This is a genomic window from Polyangium mundeleinium (assembly GCF_028369105.1).
GTDB classification, from domain to species: Bacteria; Myxococcota_A; Polyangia; order Polyangiales; family Polyangiaceae; genus Polyangium; species Polyangium mundeleinium.
This window is the reverse complement of the sequence record NZ_JAQNDO010000001.1, coordinates 5480212-5496920: the sequence shown is the minus strand read 5'-3', so window position 1 is coordinate 5496920 and position 16709 is coordinate 5480212. Positions and strand designations below refer to the sequence as shown.

Genomic DNA, 16709 nt, shown 5'->3' with positions numbered 1-16709 from the left:
AAGGCCGACCGCTGGGGCGGCCCGCCTTCCCGGCGTGAGACGGCTCCTTCTACCGCTGCGGCGTAAGCTTCGCCTCGCTGCAGGAATTGACGACGTTGCCGGTCTCCTTCGTATCCACGAAGGCCCACGCGCCCTGGGCGTCCTTCAGCTTGGCATCGCACAGCTCGGCGACGCTGCTGAACGACAAGAGCTCCTTGCAGTCGTGGACGGTCACGTCACGCTTGAACGTGGTTTCCATTTCGGTGTACTCGCGACAAGGCGCCTGGACCACCATGGTCTTCGAGTGATCCTTGTTGCCCGTGTCGCTGACGCAGGACTTTTCACAGCTCAGCTCCGCGTAGGTCGAGCTACTCACCCCGAGCTCGATCGGGACGAGGAACTCCCTCTGCTTCCATGTGAGATCCGTGCGCGTACACGAAATGCTGAACCACTTCGGCCCCCTCTGCCAGCCCATGGATTGCGGGTTTCCGCAGCTGTTTTGGAGTTCCTCGAAGCCGAACTGCCTGGCACAGGTGGCCTCGGGCTCGATGGGGCGAAGGCCTTCCTGCCCGCCGGCGGCCTCCGAGGTTTTCACGTCCACGAATGCGAGAGAACCGAATGCGACGGCAGTCAGACCGATGGCGAAAATGCGCTTCAACATGGCTTCCTCCGGTATGCGTGGAGAGGACGCCCTCCCTTCGAGAGCCACCCCTCACGCGCTGTGCCCGCAATGCAATCGTTCTGCCGCGGGCAAACCCGGACGAAGGTCACGTCGTGGCCCGCGCTCCTCCGGACAGGCCAGAGTTTCCCTTGAATCGGACGCGATGGCCGGGGCGCAAATTGCTCCGTGGGTAGGCCCCGCGCAGCCGCCCTCGGCGTCCCGGGCGCATCGGCGCAGCGCAGGCGCCCCTCCCCGCGGCTCGTTCCCGAGAACCAGGCAAATCGTACGGGTGCTCGACCCAACGGAATGCGCAGGCGTCCGTCAGGCGCGCGCTTCCGCCGCATTCACCCTTCGCCTTCGGGTCCCCCCCGATGACGATCGAATCACGCCCGCCCGATAACGAGCACCACCGCCGTCGTCGCGCTCCCGCCGATGTTCAGCGTCGCCACGCGTTTCGCGCCCGGCACCTGATTTTCACCTGCCGCGCCCGTCACCTGCTTCTGTGCGTCCAGCAGCATGCGCACGCCCGTCGCGCCCACGGGGTGACCAATGCCCATGAGCCCGCCGCCCGGGTTCACCGGCAGCTTCCCGCCGCGCAGGACCGTGCCGTCCTCGATGGCCCGGAACGGCTCGCCCGGCGGCGCGATGCCGAAATGGTCGATCCCCATGTAATGCGAGATCGTGAAGCAATCGTGGGCCTCGACGGCCGAGAGCGCGCTCGGCCCCTCGATCCTCGCCCGCGAGAACGCGTCGAGCACCGCGCCGCGCACGTGCGGGAACACGTACGGCTCGCCCCGGCTCGCTTCGAGTTTGTCCTTCATGCCCATACGCGCCGTCCGATGCCCGTACCCCTCGATGCGCGCGACGCTCTCGATCGGGACGCCGCGCCGCCGCGCCCATGCGGCCGTGTAGTCCGCCGACGCGAGCACCACGCAGGCGGCGCCGTCGGTCACGGGGCTCGCGTCGTAGCGGCGCGTGCGGCCGGCGATCACCGGGTTTTCCTTGTCATCCTCGGCGAACGCGCCTTCGGAGAGCGTCCAGGTGCGGGTCTGCGCGTTCGGGTTCCTCCGCGCATTCTCGTAGTTGTTCCGGGCCAGCGCCGCGAGGTGCTCGCGCCGGAGCCCGTAACGCCGATCGTATTCCTCGGCCACGTGGCTGAAGAGCTCCGGCCATGGATACGCGACGCCGCTCGTCTCGCGCGGCACCCACGCGGCCGCGCCGAGCTTCTGCTGCGATTCGAAGCCCGACTGCGCGCGCATGAGCTCCACGCCGAGGACGAGCGCGACGTCGTAGCGCCCGGCTTGCAGATCGGCCATTGCCGCGAGCACCGCCACGCCGCCCGAGGCGCAGGCGGCCTCGTGCCGCGTGATGGGAATTCCCGCGAGATCGGGATGCGCCTCGGCGAGCAGCCCGCCGAGATGGCTCTGGCCCGTGTAAAGCTCGGGGATGAAACTGCCCACGTGCCCCACCTCGACCTCGCGGGCCTCGGCGCCCGCGGCTTCGAGCGCGAGCGTCGCCGCCTCGCCGACGAGATCGAGCAGGCCCTTGCCTTCCCGCGTGACGTTTCTGGCGAAATCGGTCTGGTGGCCGCCGAGGACGAAGACCGGGGGGAGCACGCGATCACGCGGCGCGAGGCGGGGGGAAGCCGTCATGGTGCGACGACTCTACGGCGCGCGTGGCCCCGGCGGCAAGGGCGTCAATGTCCGTGCCCGGCGGCCTGCGTGCCGACCTGGACATCGGCCATCATCCCGTTCTCGCTGTGCTCCGAGATGTGGCAGTGCACCATCCAGCGCCCGTGGTTCTCGAAGTACGTGAGAATGGTGGCGGTCTCGTTGCCGCGGACCTCGACCGTGTCGCGCAACCCGGGCTCGAAGACCGGTTTTCCGCCGCGCTCGAGGATCTGAAAGAACTGGCCGTGGATGTGGAACGGGTGCCGCGGGCTCACGTTGCTCGACAACGTGATCTTCACGGGGACATTCGGCTCGAACGTGTCGAGCAGCACGTGCTCGTGCCCCTCCCCCACAAAGGACGGCACGCCATTGATGGTGAATTGCACCTGCCCGTCCACGACCCCGCCCGAGAGCTTCCATTCGTGCGCTGTCGCTTCCACGGAGGTCGCGGGCAACGAGACCTTCGGGTAAACGGGCTCCGCCGTCACGGTTTCGCCTTCGATCGTCCCGCGCGCGAGCACGAAGGGCGCCTCGACCACGTTGTCGTTCTCGTCGAGCACGAGGACGAGCGCCTCCAGCACGACCTCGGTGGCGTCCGCCTTCGGGCGCACCTCGAAATCGTACCGTTGGCCCGGCGCGATCTCCACGCGCTCCAGCGCGAAGGCCTCGGGCAAAAGCCCGCCGTCGGTCGAAATGACACGCGCATCCGCGCCCCGGATGCGGAGCCCGTACGAGAGCGCGTTCGTCGCGAGCACGAAGCGCCACCGCTCGATGGCTCCGCGCGGAATCGTGAACGTCACGGGCCCATCGCCGTCCTCGCCGTTGATGATCCTGCCATTGGAGAGGAGACGATTGCCGACGCGCCCCGCGCCGATGTCGGGTCCGCTCGTCAGGAAGCCCGAGATCTGGTTGTTGTTGGTCCGGAGCCGGATGTCGTCGCCGACGAAGATGCGCTCGGCCGAGAACACGGGGAAATCCCGCTCGTGGACCACGAGGGCGCCGTAGAGCCCGTATTCGAGCTGCTGGATCTGGTGCAGGTGCGTGTGATACCAGAACGTGCCGGCGTCGGGGACGACGAAATCGTACGTGAAGGACGCGCCCGGTTGCACCGGATTCTGGATCACGGGGGAGCCGTCCATTTGATCGGAGATCCGGAGCCCATGCCAGTGGATGACGGTCTCCTCGGCGAGCTCGTTCCTGAAATGAATGATGACCCGATCGCCGACACGCGCGTGGAGCAGCGGCCCCGGGAATTGATCATTGTAATTGAAGAGCTGCGTGGCTTGGCCCGGGAGGAGCTGCACGGCGTGGGGCCGCGCGACGAGGTCGACCTCCACGACGTGGGGGTCTGGGTTCAGGTCCGGCAGGGGCGTGAGCCCGGATACTTCGGGAAGCGGCGGCAACTCAGGGTGCACGACCTCTCCGACGGTCGTGCCCGGCGCGGGGGGCGCATCGCTCCCGCAGCCCACGAGGAACCCGACAAGGGCAAACGCGCCCATCGTGTAGCGATTCATGGAACGTGAAGCTACCAGTCCCCGCCGAACATGAAAATGAAAATCGTTCTCATCTTTGGGGTCACGCGAACCGTTGTGCCAGTCACCTCACGGGCAGCGAGGGACGCCCGTCCGCAGCACGCGCCCTTGTTGCCTTTGCCTCGCGCGACCGTCCTCGTGGCCGCGCAAGGCCCGGCTTCCTCTTGACGTTCCGCGCGTGGTCGTGTCCCGTCGGGCCATGCGCACTTCGCTCGTCCTTCCGCTCTGGTTTGGTGTCGTGGTCCTCGGCTGTGGTGACGCCGGCGAAATCGGGGAGACCAGCGCAACCGGCTCCGGCGCGAGCTCCGTCGGAACCGGAGGCCATGGCGGAATGGGCGGCGCGACCGTGGGATCCGGCGGGACGGGCGGCGTCGGGGGAATGGGCGGCGTCGGGGGAATGGGCGGCGTCGGGGGAATGGGCGGCGTCGGGGGAATGGGCGGCGTCGGGGGAATGGGCGGCGTCGGGGGAATGGGCGGCGTCGGGGGAATGGGCGGCGCCGGCGGCAACGGTGGCAATGGCGGGAGCGGAAACGGTGGTGGCAGCGGCGGCGCCGGCGGCAATGGCGGTGCGGGCGGCAGCGGTGGCGCCGGCGGCAATGGCGGTGCGGGCGGCAGCGGTGGCGGCGTCGGAGGAATGGGTGGCAGCGGCGGCATAGGCGGCATGGGCGGCACCGGCGGCATGGGCGGCACCGGCGGCGGCAATGGCGGCATGGGCGGCGCCCCACCGTTTTGCATGCCTGGCTCCATCGAGACCTGCTACACGGGCCCGCGCGGCACACAAAACATCGGCGCTTGCAAGCCCGGCACGATCACTTGCAATCCGGATGGAATGGCCTATGGCCCCTGCACGGGCGAAGTGACCCCGGTCGCCGAGGTCTGCGCGACGGCCGAGGACGACGATTGCGACGGACAAATCAACGAAGAAGGCGACGATTGCGTCTGCGCCCCCGGCTCGTCCGAGCCTTGTTACACCGGCCCCATGGGCACAGCCGGCCTCGGCATCTGCATGGCGGGCACGCAGGTCTGCAATGACCTCGGCACGGCTTACGGCCCCTGCACCGGCGAGGTCACGCCCTTGGCCGAGACCTGCGCCACCGCGGATGACGACGATTGCGACGGACAAACCAACGAGGAAGGCGCCGATTGCGTCTGCCCCCCGAACGCCGTCCTCCCCTGTTACACCGGGCCGATGGGCACGCTCGGCGTGGGCCTCTGCAAGGCCGGGACGGCGATGTGCAACGCGCTCGGCACCTCGCTCGGGGCCTGCATGGGACAAACCCTCCCGGCGACCGAGACCTGCGCCACGCCCGGCGACGACGATTGCGACGGACAATCCAACGAGGGCTGCGTCTGCGCCCCGGGCAGCACGCAGAGCTGCTACACCGGCCCCGCGGGCACGTCGGGCATCGGCGCCTGCAAGGCCGGCACGCGGGCCTGCAATGCACAGGGGACCGGATACGGGGCCTGCACCGGCGAGATCCTTCCGCAGCCCGAGAGCTGCATGACGGCCGCCGATGACGATTGCGACGGACAAACGAACGAGGGTTGCGCCGCTCAGACCTGCGCGGTCTACCAGGAGACCTTCGACGACGGCAACGCGAGCCCGCTCACCGCGGGCGTGTACAAGGTCGACTGGTGCGACGATTACATCCCGCTCGCCTCGAACACGCCGCCCTGCATGACGGGCCGCACCCTCCGCACGAACGAATCGACGATCGATCCCACGATCTGGGTCTACAAGGGCGACGCGAGCTGCACCTCCGTGCGATTGAATTACACCTACTACCAGTTCGATCTCGCGAACGTGAACGTCACCTACCAGCAGAGCAACGACACGATCGAGTCCTGCGAGAAATCAGGCATCTTCACCAGCGTCACGGGCCATAACGCGCTCAAGGCGTGCACGGCGCAGACGCAGATCACGATCCCGTTCGGCAGCTCGAAGGGCGTGTACATCCGCTTCGACCACGGCACGGGCTCGAACGCGCTCTGGCTCGACAACCTCTCCCTGGAGTTCGTCGGCTGCGGCTGTTGAGCGTCCAGGCGAGTCGCGTTATCGTCGGGCATGGTCTCCCGCGCCCGCCGTTCGCCCTCCCCTGCCCTCGCCGCGCTGCTCGCCGCCCTCCCCTTCGGTTGCGGCGCGCCGCAAAGCCCCGCGAGCGTCGACGCGAACGCCTCGAAGCCCGCCGACACCCAAGCCCCGATCGCGAGCACAGCGCCGACGACAACCGACGCGCCCCCCCCGAACGAAACGCCGAGCCCCGCCCGCGAAAGACCCGCGCGGTCGCCGAGCCTCTTCCACCCGCTGATCGTGCACGGACAGCCGAGCTTCCGGATGTTCGTGCTCCCCTCGTTCGTCGCGGCCATCAGCGGGGATTACCTCTCTACGCCCATTCGGATCGACGAAACCGGCGCGCGGGTCGATGCAAGCCTCTATGCCGGGCTCAAAGGCATCGGCGAGCCCAATGCATTCTACGTCATGTGGATCACGGGGGATCCGCCGAACCACGGCAAGCTCGGGCTCAACCTGCCCGGCGAGCGTGGCGGCGAGGACGTGTTTTATTCCTGGAAAGGCTCGGCCTGGGCGCGCGACCCCGACAGACCCATGCCGCCAGCCGTCTCGAACGCGTATTATGCAGGCGCGATCTATTCGAGCGCGGCGTGGGGCGATCGAACGCTGTACGAGATCAACGATCCCAAGCTCGACGAAGCCAAGCCGATCTTCGTGCTCGGCCCTGGCGGGAGCAGCCCGCCCGCGCCCGAAATCACCAAAGGCACGGGGAGCTGCAAGACGAAGCTGCTCGGACACGCCGACCTCGCGCGGTTACCATCGGGGGATCTGATCGGCTTCGGAAAAGTATGCCGCGAGGGAGACCAGCCCTCGTTTTACGGGCAATCGGGCGCGGGGCCCCTCGCCGTGGAGCGCTGGCCCAAGGGCTCGCGCACGTCGGTGATCGATGTGCTTCCAGGCTCGGAGGCCGTGACCTCGCTCCCGCCCGGCTCGCGCTTCTACGAGCTCGGCCCGAACGACATCCTCGCCGTGGCCCAGCCCGCAGACCACGGGGCTTACGCGGCGCACTGGAATGGCAAGGCCTGGAGCGACATCTCGCCCGGCAAAAAGGAAAGCATCAACGATGCCTTCCGCACGAAGGACGGCGCGCTCTGGCTCGTGCGCGAGACGGGGCTCGATCGATACACGTCCGGGAAATGGGCGACCTTCACGCTCGCCGGCAACAACCGGCCGCTCGAATGGGCCAAACTCGGCCCGAACGGCACGATATGGGCCGGACGCACGGAACAGCTCCTGACCTTTGAAAAGGACAGCTTCCACGTGATCCCTTTGCCGGAGCTCGATCCCGTCGAGGAAGGCACGCCGATCGACATCGTCTTCCGCAGCGACGAGACTCTGGTCGCGGCGCGCGCCGGCGGCCAGGTGACGGTGCTCTCCACGAAAAAGCCCACGAAGGTGCTGGATCTCGACGCCCCGCAGGCGCCCGGGGAAGGCACGCCGCCGTCGCGCCCGGTGCAAAAGACCGAGCCCGACGCGTTTGCCCGCATCACGCCCGGGACGCCGAGCTGCAAGGAGCTCTTCGTCGTGCTCTACAAGCTCGCGAAGGTGGCCCCGCCTGATTACGATTTTCCCCTCACCCGCGCCGCCATCAAAGGCCATACCGAGCTCTCGGGCGTGAAATTCGCCGAGACGGAGGAAATGGGCCGCCGTTACTTCGTGGCCTTCGTCCCGAGTTTTTCCCTGGGCCAGAAGCTCGTGAAGACCATTCAGGAAGGCGTGAGGGGCTCGACGCCGCAGCTCCTTTGCGGAACACCCGCCCGGACGAATCGTGACATCCGCATCGACCTGCGCACCGGGGAGATTGTCAAGGCGAACCCATGACCTCCGGAAGGATCGTCCTCCTCGCCACGCTCGCCTCGGGGCTCCTCGGGCTCGCTGCCGCCGAGTCGGCCGAGCCCACGAGAATGCCGGGGCCCGCGCCCGTGCCACGCACCGCCCACGCGGCCGAGGAGAACACGCGTTGCGAGGGCTGCCACGCGGACATCGCAACAGAATGGCGCGCCTCGCTGCACAAAAAGGCCCACGACGATCCGGCCTACCAAAGAGCCCTCGCCATCGAGCCCCTGCCCTTCTGCCGCGGCTGCCATGCGCCGGAGGCCGATCCCATGCGGGATCCACCTCCCGATCTCGGCGCCCTCGGCGTCGCCTGCACCTCGTGCCACGGCGACGGCTCGCGCGTGCTCGCCGCCCCGCGCGAAACGCAACGAATCGCGCCGCACCCCGTCGTGCGCGCGGCCGCGTTCGCCTCGGCCTCCGCCTGCGCGGCTTGTCACGAGTTTTCCTTTCCCGACCCTGATCGCCGCTTCACGCCGCTCTTCATGCAGGCGACGGCGAGCGAGCACCGGGCCTCGCCATTCGCCGACGCGAGCTGCGCCGAATGCCACATGCCCCTCGTGGGCGAGGGCGCGTCGCGGCACCGCAGCCACGTATTCCCGGCCTCGCGGGATCCCGCGCTCCTCCGCGCCTCGGCCCGCATCACGGCCACGCGCGCGAGCGCGAGCACCGTCGAGGTACGTATCGAGCCGCTCGCCCTTGGACACGCCTTCCCCACCGGGGATCTCTTCCGGCGCCTCGCCATCCGCGCCGAGGCCGTGGGCCCGGAGCAAAGCGTGCTCTCCGAGGACGCGCGTTACCTCTCGCGGCGCTTCGGCCGCGGCAAGGGGCGCGACGGCCACTCCATAAAAGTGCTCACCGGCGATGATCGCGTGATGCCCGGCGCGCCGTCCGTCATCACGCTCTCGCTCGGCGAAAAGGCCAACACCGCGCCGATCCTCTGGCAAGTCACCTACGAGCGCGTGGAGCACCCGATTGAGGAGAGCTCGGATCACGCCGTGGTGGAGGGCGAGGTCGTGCTCGCGGAAGGCACGCTCGCCCCACCCTGAGCGTCACGCCGGAAGGTCCGATCCCGGCACCCACCACGCGTGATACCCCGTCGGCACGCGCTGCGGGAGTTTGACCCGCGCGAGAGGGGCCCGGGAGACGTCCTTCGCGTCGAGCACGTACGCCTCGCTCTCGCCGCTCGCCTCGTCGACAACATACGTCACGAGGTACCCGTCGTCCTCGCCCTTCGAGCCCACGCGCGGCGCAAACACGACCTCACTGCCGAAGCGGCCCGCAGGATAGGAAAACGCCGCGCTCGTCCCCGCCTCGTAATCGTATTTGACCACGCCGTCGAAGAGCAACGTCGGCGCGGACGTGCTGAGCCGCGGGTTGTAGCTATACCGCGTCTTCCTTCCGAGCGCCCGGTTATCCATGCGCGGGAACTCCGTGAGCACATCGTCGAGGCGCGACTCCTTCACGGCGCCCGTCTTCGTATCGAGCTCCCACCGATACAGGTTCGGTTCGAGCCGCAAAAACCCGATCGTCGGCACCTCACGCGCGGGGTTTTGCGGATCCCCGACCACGGGCGCATCGATCTTGCAGCCGACGAGCACGATCCGATCCCCCTCCTCCCACGCATTGATGGTGTGGTACATGTAAAACGGCTCGGTCTCGAACCAGCGAATCTCGGAGCCCGGCGCGTGGCGCGGGAGCACGCCGATGCGCGCAGGTTTGTCCCGAAAATATTTCACCTTCGTCTTGCCGACGGCGAGGAGCTGTGGGTCCCATTGCATCGACATGTCGAAGAAGATGGCAAAATGCTCGGTGATCGCGAGATCGTGCTGGAGACGCGGGCCGGGCAGCTCGATCTCGGTCTTGTGCACGAGCTCGCCCGAAGCCGAGACGACGGCGTACGTGAGGTACGGCGGGAAGGGCTTGTAATCGAAGAGCATGAGCTCGCCCGTGACCGCGTCGACCTTGGGGTGCGCCGAAATCGTGGGCATCTTGCCGCCCCACGTCTCCGTGCCGCACGTGTCGAGCGACGTCGGATGCACGACGTATGCCGCGCCGCCGAGCCACCAGAGCGAGTACAGCCGGCCCCCATGAAACACGAGGTCGGTGTTCGACGTGTCCTTGAAAGGTCCGCGTGGATTCGTGAAATCCGGCCGCTCGGTGACGCCCGTCCAGAGCGACGCGCCCGCCTTCTCCTCCTCGACGAATGCCCACGTACGCACCCAGCGGTTCGTATACCTCGCGCGCCCGTCCTCGAAGCGGAGCGCGTGGATCATGCCGTCGCCGTCGAACCAGTGGTAACGGCCCTTCTGGCGGAATCGCGGGTTCGAGCCGTTGCGCACGAACACGCCCGCGAGGTCTCGCGGAATCTCGCCGATCACGGGCAGATCGTGCGCCGTGATCTCGCGATCGACGGGCGCGTAGTTGCCCGACAGATAAGGCGGCGGCGCGGGGATCTCGGCGCTCGAAGTCATCGACGTCGTCATGGCTCTCTCCGGCGTGGACGGGGCAGCTCGCGCGCCCCACGTGCGCGAGCCAGGGAGGATAAGGAAGCCGGTATCGAGGCGCAAGGGCCGATGTCCCGCGGAACGATGCTCTCGGAAGGAGCGTGGCAGCGGCCCGCGCACGTGCTAGCCGAAAGCATCCCGTGGCAAAGCCTTCCTCCGCTCCCGTCCTCGAAAGCCGCCCCGCGCACATCCCCGTCGGCCCCCGGCTCGAAGCCGCGCTCGAGCTCGCCTATCGCGCGCGGCGCCCCGTGCTGCTCGAAGGGCCAACCGGCATCGGCAAGAGCGACATCGTCAAGAAACTCGCCGATCGCCTCGGTATCGCCCACGTGGTGCTCGACCTGTCGCTGCTCGAGCCGCCGGACCTCGTGGGCCTGCCCGTCATTCAGGACGGCCGCACGCGATACGCCGTGCCCGAGATCTTGCCGCAAGACGGCGCAGGCATCCTGATGCTCGAAGAGCTGAACCGCGCCGAGCGCTACATCCAGCAGCCCGCCCTGCAGCTCCTCAGCGCGCGGCGCCTGCACGGATACGAGCTGCCGCCGGGCTGGGCCTGCTTCGCCGCTGTCAACCCCGAGACCGAGGGCTACCACGTGACGCCGCTCGACAAGGCGCTCCGCGCGCGCTTTTTGAGCCTGCCCGTGCGCGCCGACCGCCCGAGCTGGCTCGCGTGGGCGCAGGTGAACGACGTGCACCCGGGCGTCATCGCGATCGCGCAGGCGCACGAGCGCGTGCTCGACGACGTGCCGCCCCGGACCTGGACCTACGTCTCGCACCTGCTCAAGACGCTGCGGCCCGACGAAATCGAGAACGTGGGCCTCCTCCGCGACGCGCTCTCGGGGTATTTGCCGACGTCGTGGCTCGAGCTCGTGGTGTCGAGCCGCGGCGTGTGGTCGAGCCGCCTGCCCTTCGACGTGCGCGCGCTGCTCGCCGACTACGATCACCGCGCCGATCTCTCGCGCGCCGTGCGCGGCTTTGCCGAGGCCGGACAAACCGATCGGCTCGACGAGATCACGACACGCCTCGTGCGCCTGCTCGAAGGGCCCGAGGCCGGCGTGCTCGCGGCCGAGCGGCAAATCACGCTCGCCTCGTTCGAGGCGCTGCTCGCGGATCTCCCCGGCGATCAGCGCGACAAACTCGTCGAGGCGCTTGGGCGAAACCCCACGGCGACCTCGCTCATCGACGTCCGCCCCGAGGAGCTCTGCGAGCGTTACGCGAATAGCCCCGCACAACGCAAGCTCAATGGGTGGGCTGCCGAGCCTTTGAAGCAGCACCGCGTGGGGCTCGCCGTGACGGCGCTCTCCTCGCACCTCGAACGACAAACCAAGCTCGCGGAGGTCAAGCGCAGCAACGTGGTGCGCGCGAGCCTCGGCGTACTGCTCGCCGAGCTGCCCGAGCGCTGGGCGCTCGATCTCGTGGCGACGTGCAAGCGCCTCGGCATCACCCCCATCCGCCCCGGTTGACGGAAAAGCAACGCATGGTCGATCCCGTCCGCGCCTTCCTCGACGATTTCGTACAGACGAGCGATTTCGCGCGGCGGTACCCGTATTACACGGCCGCCCTCGCGAACATGGTGCCGGTCGCCGATCCGTCGGTGAAGCGGATGGCCGTCTCGCTCCACGAAGGGCGGTTTTTCCTGCACGTGAACGTCGACTCGTTCCTGCGCGAGCCACAATGGCTGCGCGGCGTGCTCCTGCACGAGGTGCATCACGTGGTCCTCGGGCACCTCTCGCACCCCAAATTCGCGGATCCGGCCGAACCGGAGCTCCTCGAACTGGCGCTCGAAATGAGCGCGAACGAGTACATCGAGGAGCCCCTGCCCGACCCGATCACGTGGCAGAAATACACGGCCTTCGGCATTCGCGCGGGCCAGAGCAGCCTGGAGCGCTACGAAAAGCTGCTCGAAGCGGCGCGGGCCGGCAAATTCACGGCCAAACACGCGCCGGGCGGCGAGAGCGTCGACGAGCACAGGTTGCTCCGGCGCGCAGCGGGCGCGCCCGGCTCGGTAGAGCAAGCCCGGATGCTCGTGGCACGGGCGATGGAGACCGCGGGCGACGTCGGGCCGGAGGGCCCGCCCGAGCGCAGGTTGCTCGCGGGAAAGGAGCCGGGGAGGCTGCTCGCGGAGCTCGACGGCGTGCTCGGGCCACCCGAATGTTTCGTCGATTGGAAAACGGCGCTGCGCATGTTCACGTCGCGGCGGCGTACGCCCGTGGGCACGTTCGCGCGGCCGAGCCGGCGTTTTCCCTCGCGCATCGGCGAAGTGCCGGGGCGCGCGTGGTCGCCGCGGGCGATGGCGCGGCCGCGGGTGCTCGTGACGATCGACACGTCGATGAGCATGTCGGACGCCGAGCTCGCCGAGATCGCAAAGCAGCTCGCGCTCCTCGCCGAGGAGGCCCGCCTCACGGTCGTCGAGTGCGACTGCGAGATCCAGCGCGTCTACCCGTTCACCGGCGCGATCGAGGACGTGCAGGGGCGCGGCGGCACGGATCTCCGCAAGGTCTTCGCCGAGAGTTTTTGGCGCCCGCACGCGCCCGATGGAATCGTGTATTTCACCGACGGCGAGGGTCCGTTCCCCGAGGAGCCGCCGCCCGTGCCGACGCTCTGGATCCTCACGAAGCCGCAGAATTTTGCATGCCCGTGGGGCGAACGCGCGATCCTCGAGCGGCGACGCGCGGTGACGCATAGGTGAAACCATGGGAGCCTTCGACGACGTCCTCGGAATGGTGTCTTGCCCCGCGTGCGGCTCGCGGTACGGAGCGTTCGCAATGGGCGAAGACCCTGAAGGACGCAACGCCCGAGGAGCGCCGGCGGATCCTCGCGGCCGCGTATCAAGAGCACGCGTACCTGCCTCTGGTCTCCGCGCCGCGGACGCCCAATGCCGGGGGCTCGGACTTCCTCTCGGCTCCGATGCGCTGCAGGGCGTGCGGCGACCGCCGGACGCGATTTTGCCATACGTCTCTCTTTCAAGATCCGGAGGCCCCATCCTACGCGGAATGGGTCGCGGGCGAGGTGATCCCCGTCCCGATCCCGCCCGGCAGCACACGCCTTTACCACGCGAAACGCCCCGTCGTCCTCGGCGAGCGATTCAGCGTCCTCGAAGCCTCTTACCCACGGTTTTGCGCCTGCGGCGCCGGGCCGGTCGTCCCGCTCCTCTGGTTTGCCGCCGGTCGAGGGTCCGCGACGCTCATCGAAATGGAGGCGCTCGATCACCTGGATGACGAGACACTCGCGCGGGTAGCCTTCGTCCACGTCGAGCACCTCTCGTCTCTGCGCCGAGGCTCCCCATGAAACAATGCGCACGCGTCAATTCTCGTCTTCAGGGAATCGGTCGAGGCGTCGCCTTGTGCGCGCGGTTCTTGTCGATCACCGCATAAATGATGAGGGCGTTCGCGACGAGCCGCACGAGGTACACGTAAGGAAAATCGTCCTCGGGCAGCTTCGCGATGGCCAGGATCAGCCGGTTCACGGCCATGAGCGAGAACGAGAGCGCAAAAATGGCGAAGAGCCGATCCCGTGTGCTGCGCCAGAAGCGCAGGAAAAACAGCGCGATCACCAGGAATCCGAGGATCAGGGCCCCGCTGAGCAGATCGTTCATCGCCGCACCCCTCGCCGCTTCCGCGCATCAATCCCGCAAATCGTACACGAGACCATACAGGAGAAACGAGACGCCCATCACGGCGGGAATTTGCCGCACCGTGGAGAGGTCGTGCTCCGGAATGAGGATCAGATCGACAAAAAGAAGCACATTGTTCAAAGCGAGCCCGGCAAAGCAGAGGCCGCTCCATAACAACAGGCGCACCTTGCGCGCAGCATAGGCACGCAGGAGCAGCGTCATCGCGACGAGGCTCGTGAGCGTGCAGAGAATGTACACGACGGCCGGTATCATGCTTCCCCTCACTTCTTCTTCAGCATGAACGCGTCCGAAAACGCGCGCAGATCACTCTCGGGACGCCCATAGACGAGATCGATCACGGCGAGCCGCCTCTCCTTGTAGAGCTTCGCCGCCGCGTCGATCAGCGCCGCCATCTCCTCGGATTCGGGGCCGTGCTGGTACACGGGCCCGCGCTCGGTATGGCGAACCTTGAGGAAACGCGCCTCCGCGAGGTGCTCGAGGCGACGCCCGATCGACATCAAGCTCGATCCGAGCTGACGGCTCACCTCGTCGGCGCGCCATTCCCGCGCCGCCGTGTCCCGCAAAAGGAACATCACCTCGAGCTGTTCGAGGGACGAGACGTGCTCCTGGATGAATTGCGCGAGCTCCGTCGGAATGGGCCCCGAGGACGTCCTGAGCCCCCCATCCGGCTTCGAGCCTCGATCGTGCTGGTCGCCCATCACCACTCATCCGGGCTCGCCGTCAGGGGACCTCGCGGAGGGCCACGGCCTCCGCGGGCTCCGCACGCGAGCAAGGCGCGCCGACGAGCCCCGCGATGGCGCGGACGAGCTCGGCAGGATCGATGGGTTTGGCGGCGTGGCGCTGGAAGCCCGCCGCGAGCGCGCGCGCCTGATCCTCCGCACGTGCATGCGCCGTGAGCGCGAGCGCAGGCACCGCGCCCCCGCGCTCGGGCGTGCGACGACGGACGAAATCGATGAAGTCGTAGCCGTCCTCGCCCGGCATCGCGATGTCACTGACGAGCACGTGCGGGCGCGCGGCGTCGAGCTCCGCGATCGCCTCGCGTACGGTGGCCACGATCCGGACGTCAGCGCGATGTGCAGCGAGGACCTGGCGCAGGATCTCGCGCGTGTCTTGATCGTCGTCGACCACGAGCACACGCAGGCCGCTCAGATCGGGCAGCGGGAGGCGTGGCTTGCCGTTGGGCGGAGGCGTCGGGCCGTCGCCCTCCCGCGGCAGGAACGCCGAGGGAAGACGCACGGTGAACGTCGAGCCGAGGCGCGGACCTTCGCTATGCGCGCTGACCGTCCCGCCGTGTGAAACCACGATGTGACGCACGACCGCGAGGCCGATGCCGAGGCCGCCGTGCATACGGCGGCTGGAGCTGTCGCCCTGACGAAACCGATCGAAGACGTAGGGGAGAAAATCCGTGCGGATGCCCTCGCCGTTGTCCGCGATGGCGAGCTCGAGCTCGTCACCCACGCGGCGGAGGCGCACCTCGATGCGACCGCCACGCGGCGTGAACTTGATGGCGTTCGAGAGAAGGTTCGTCGCGACCTGCCGCAGCCGCTCCGGATCCCCCTCGACTGAATCCTTGCCCGCGGAGCACACAACCACGAGCGTGATGTCCTTGGCCTGCGCGGCGGGACGGAGCGCGTCGACGGAGGCCTCTACGAGCGGCGCGAGGCGCACCTGCCGCTGCTCCATGCTCATCTTGCCCGTGACGATCCGCGAGACGTCGAGCAGGTCCTCGATGAGCTTGTTCTGCGCCCCCGCGTTGCGATCGATCACCTCGAGCCCACGCGCGAGCTTGGCCGCATCGGGCTGGGTCTCGCGCAGGATCCGCGTCCAGCCGATGATCGCCGTGAGCGGCGTGCGGAGCTCGTGCGAGAGCGTCGCGAGAAACTCGTCCTTGAGGCGGCTCACCTCGCGCTCCTCGGCGTGGAGGAGGTTCTGCAGCGCGACCGAGGCGAGCTGCGCGGAGAGCAAAAGCAGCGACTCGTCGTCCTCACGGAAGCCGTCGGCTTCGCCGTTCGTGACCTCGATCCACCCGACGCACGTGCCGTCCGATCCGACGAGCGGCGCCGCCATGAGCGGGCCGAGTTCGTCCGCGCGCTCGGGCTCCCGCTGCGCGCGCTCCGACGCGGAGAGCGTGACCACGCCCCCCGCGGTGGCGACACGCGTGAAGATCCAATCGCTCGCGGGATCCACAGGGACCGTCCGCGGCGCGGCGAGCCCGCCCGCCGAGGACGCGGCGGTCCCGTGCTTCGATCCGCTGACGAGCGCGACGAACGACGACCTCGCTCCGAGTGCGGCGCGCGTGCCCGAGGCGATAGCGTCGAGCATCGCTTCGAGGGATCGCGCCCCGTTGATCGAGAGCGACGCGCGCGCGAGCGCCGCGAGCTGACCGGCCTTCTTGGCGACCGCTTGCGCCGCGAGGTTCGCCTCCTCCGTCTTGCGGTAGAGCTCGACGAACACCGAGACCTTCGCGCGCAGGATGTCGGAATCGACCGGCACGAGCATGTAGTCGACGGCGCCGAGCGCGTAGCCCTGCTCGGCCTGGATCGCGTCGCCGAACGCCGTGAGGAAGATGATCGGTGTTTGCCTGGATCGCTTGCGTTGTCGGATGAGGCGCGCCGTCTCGAAGCCATCCATGATCGGCATGTCGACGTCGAGCAGGATGACCGCGAAGTCCTCCTGCAACAGAAACCGCAGCGCCTCCCGCCCGCTCTGCGCGAGGACGACCCGCTCTCCGAGCTCGGCGAGCATGGTCTCGACCGCGAGGAGCCTGTCCCTGCGATCGTCCACGACGAGAATCCCGACCTTGTCGCGAGCGTGCTTCATGCCGC

General features: G+C 68.2%; 14 protein-coding genes. 6 read left to right on the top strand and 8 right to left on the bottom strand.

Translation table 11 applies throughout. The features are described from left to right. Positions 1-49: 49 nt before the first annotated feature. The 3 genes from POL67_RS21945 to POL67_RS21935 all read right to left on the bottom strand — a co-directional run bounded on the left by POL67_RS21945 (position 50) and on the right by POL67_RS21935 (position 3824). Entirely contained in the window at positions 50-640 is a 591-nt protein-coding gene (locus tag POL67_RS21945; RefSeq protein ID WP_271920090.1) for a hypothetical protein, read from the bottom strand. Between the two features lie 383 nt (positions 641-1023). Further along, positions 1024-2292 carry an acetyl-CoA acetyltransferase gene (locus POL67_RS21940; protein WP_271920088.1) on the bottom strand — a complete coding sequence of 423 codons (1269 nt, stop codon included), beginning with the start codon at positions 2290-2292 and terminating at the stop codon, positions 1024-1026. A 44-nt stretch (positions 2293-2336) separates the two neighbouring features. Further along, positions 2337-3824 (bottom strand): multicopper oxidase family protein, encoded by a 1488-nt coding sequence (locus POL67_RS21935; protein ID WP_271920086.1) that lies wholly within the window; start codon positions 3822-3824, stop codon positions 2337-2339. Between the two features lie 217 nt (positions 3825-4041). Here POL67_RS21935 and POL67_RS21930 point away from each other — a divergent pair, with 217 nt between their 5' ends. From POL67_RS21930 to POL67_RS21920, 3 genes are read left to right on the top strand one after another with little or no spacing between them, the layout of a single operon-like run. Beyond that, complete coding sequence (locus POL67_RS21930) at positions 4042-5877, top strand: hypothetical protein (RefSeq protein ID WP_271920084.1); 1836 nt, start codon at positions 4042-4044, stop codon at positions 5875-5877. A 30-nt stretch (positions 5878-5907) separates the two neighbouring features. Beyond that, positions 5908-7734: a hypothetical protein gene (locus POL67_RS21925; protein ID WP_271920082.1), complete on the top strand. Its 1827-nt coding sequence runs from the start codon at positions 5908-5910 to the stop codon at positions 7732-7734. Beyond that, positions 7731-8795: a multiheme c-type cytochrome gene (locus tag POL67_RS21920; RefSeq protein ID WP_271920080.1), complete on the top strand. Its 1065-nt coding sequence runs from the start codon at positions 7731-7733 to the stop codon at positions 8793-8795. Before POL67_RS21925 ends, POL67_RS21920 begins: the two co-directional genes overlap by 4 nt. A 3-nt stretch (positions 8796-8798) precedes the next feature. Here POL67_RS21920 and POL67_RS21915 read toward each other — a convergent pair whose 3' ends face one another. Beyond that, the gene (locus tag POL67_RS21915) at positions 8799-10232 is read right to left on the bottom strand and encodes a carotenoid oxygenase family protein (protein WP_271920078.1); all 1434 of its coding nucleotides are present in this window, start codon (positions 10230-10232) and stop codon (positions 8799-8801) included. 161 nt (positions 10233-10393) lie between these two features. Between POL67_RS21915 and POL67_RS21910 the strand changes: the two genes are divergently transcribed. The 3 genes from POL67_RS21910 to POL67_RS21900 all read left to right on the top strand — a co-directional run bounded on the left by POL67_RS21910 (position 10394) and on the right by POL67_RS21900 (position 13538). Beyond that, the gene (locus POL67_RS21910; RefSeq protein ID WP_271920076.1) at positions 10394-11713 is read left to right on the top strand and encodes an AAA family ATPase; all 1320 of its coding nucleotides are present in this window, start codon (positions 10394-10396) and stop codon (positions 11711-11713) included. 14 nt (positions 11714-11727) lie between these two features. Continuing rightward, on the top strand, positions 11728-12939 hold the full coding sequence (locus POL67_RS21905; protein WP_271920074.1) for a vWA domain-containing protein: 1212 nt from the start codon (positions 11728-11730) through the stop codon (positions 12937-12939). 320 nt (positions 12940-13259) lie between these two features. Beyond that, positions 13260-13538, top strand: coding sequence for a hypothetical protein (locus POL67_RS21900; RefSeq protein WP_271920072.1), 279 nt, complete (start codon positions 13260-13262; stop codon positions 13536-13538). A 28-nt stretch (positions 13539-13566) separates the two neighbouring features. On the opposite strand, the gene POL67_RS21895 is transcribed toward POL67_RS21900, so the two are convergent. From POL67_RS21895 to POL67_RS21880, 4 genes are read right to left on the bottom strand one after another with little or no spacing between them, the layout of a single operon-like run. After that, entirely contained in the window at positions 13567-13845 is a 279-nt protein-coding gene (locus tag POL67_RS21895) for a DUF5985 family protein (protein WP_271920070.1), read from the bottom strand. Between the two features lie 27 nt (positions 13846-13872). Then, positions 13873-14136: a DUF5985 family protein gene (locus POL67_RS21890; protein ID WP_271920068.1), complete on the bottom strand. Its 264-nt coding sequence runs from the start codon at positions 14134-14136 to the stop codon at positions 13873-13875. Positions 14137-14144: 8 nt separating this feature from the next. Beyond that, on the bottom strand, positions 14145-14582 hold the full coding sequence (locus POL67_RS21885; RefSeq protein ID WP_271920066.1) for a hypothetical protein: 438 nt from the start codon (positions 14580-14582) through the stop codon (positions 14145-14147). Between the two features lie 22 nt (positions 14583-14604). Next, positions 14605-16704 carry a hybrid sensor histidine kinase/response regulator gene (locus POL67_RS21880; protein ID WP_271920064.1) on the bottom strand — a complete coding sequence of 700 codons (2100 nt, stop codon included), beginning with the start codon at positions 16702-16704 and terminating at the stop codon, positions 14605-14607. Positions 16705-16709 lie beyond the last annotated feature (5 nt).

What these genes read in the sequence shown, in the direction of transcription:
- POL67_RS21945 (WP_271920090.1), bottom strand. Translation starts at nt 640, where the DNA reads ATGTTGAAGCGCATTTTCGCCATCGGTCTGACTGCCGTCGCATTCGGT.
- POL67_RS21940 (WP_271920088.1), bottom strand. Translation starts at nt 2,292, where the DNA reads ATGACGGCTTCCCCCCGCCTCGCGCCGCGTGATCGCGTGCTCCCCCCG.
- POL67_RS21935 (WP_271920086.1), bottom strand. Translation starts at nt 3,824, where the DNA reads ATGAATCGCTACACGATGGGCGCGTTTGCCCTTGTCGGGTTCCTCGTG.
- POL67_RS21930 (WP_271920084.1), top strand. Translation starts at nt 4,042, where the DNA reads ATGCGCACTTCGCTCGTCCTTCCGCTCTGGTTTGGTGTCGTGGTCCTC.
- POL67_RS21925 (WP_271920082.1), top strand. Translation starts at nt 5,908, where the DNA reads ATGGTCTCCCGCGCCCGCCGTTCGCCCTCCCCTGCCCTCGCCGCGCTG.
- POL67_RS21920 (WP_271920080.1), top strand. Translation starts at nt 7,731, where the DNA reads ATGACCTCCGGAAGGATCGTCCTCCTCGCCACGCTCGCCTCGGGGCTC.
- POL67_RS21915 (WP_271920078.1), bottom strand. Translation starts at nt 10,232, where the DNA reads ATGACGACGTCGATGACTTCGAGCGCCGAGATCCCCGCGCCGCCGCCT.
- POL67_RS21905 (WP_271920074.1), top strand. Translation starts at nt 11,728, where the DNA reads ATGGTCGATCCCGTCCGCGCCTTCCTCGACGATTTCGTACAGACGAGC.
- POL67_RS21895 (WP_271920070.1), bottom strand. Translation starts at nt 13,845, where the DNA reads ATGAACGATCTGCTCAGCGGGGCCCTGATCCTCGGATTCCTGGTGATC.
- POL67_RS21890 (WP_271920068.1), bottom strand. Translation starts at nt 14,136, where the DNA reads ATGATACCGGCCGTCGTGTACATTCTCTGCACGCTCACGAGCCTCGTC.
- POL67_RS21885 (WP_271920066.1), bottom strand. Translation starts at nt 14,582, where the DNA reads ATGGGCGACCAGCACGATCGAGGCTCGAAGCCGGATGGGGGGCTCAGG.
- POL67_RS21880 (WP_271920064.1), bottom strand. Translation starts at nt 16,704, where the DNA reads ATGAAGCACGCTCGCGACAAGGTCGGGATTCTCGTCGTGGACGATCGC.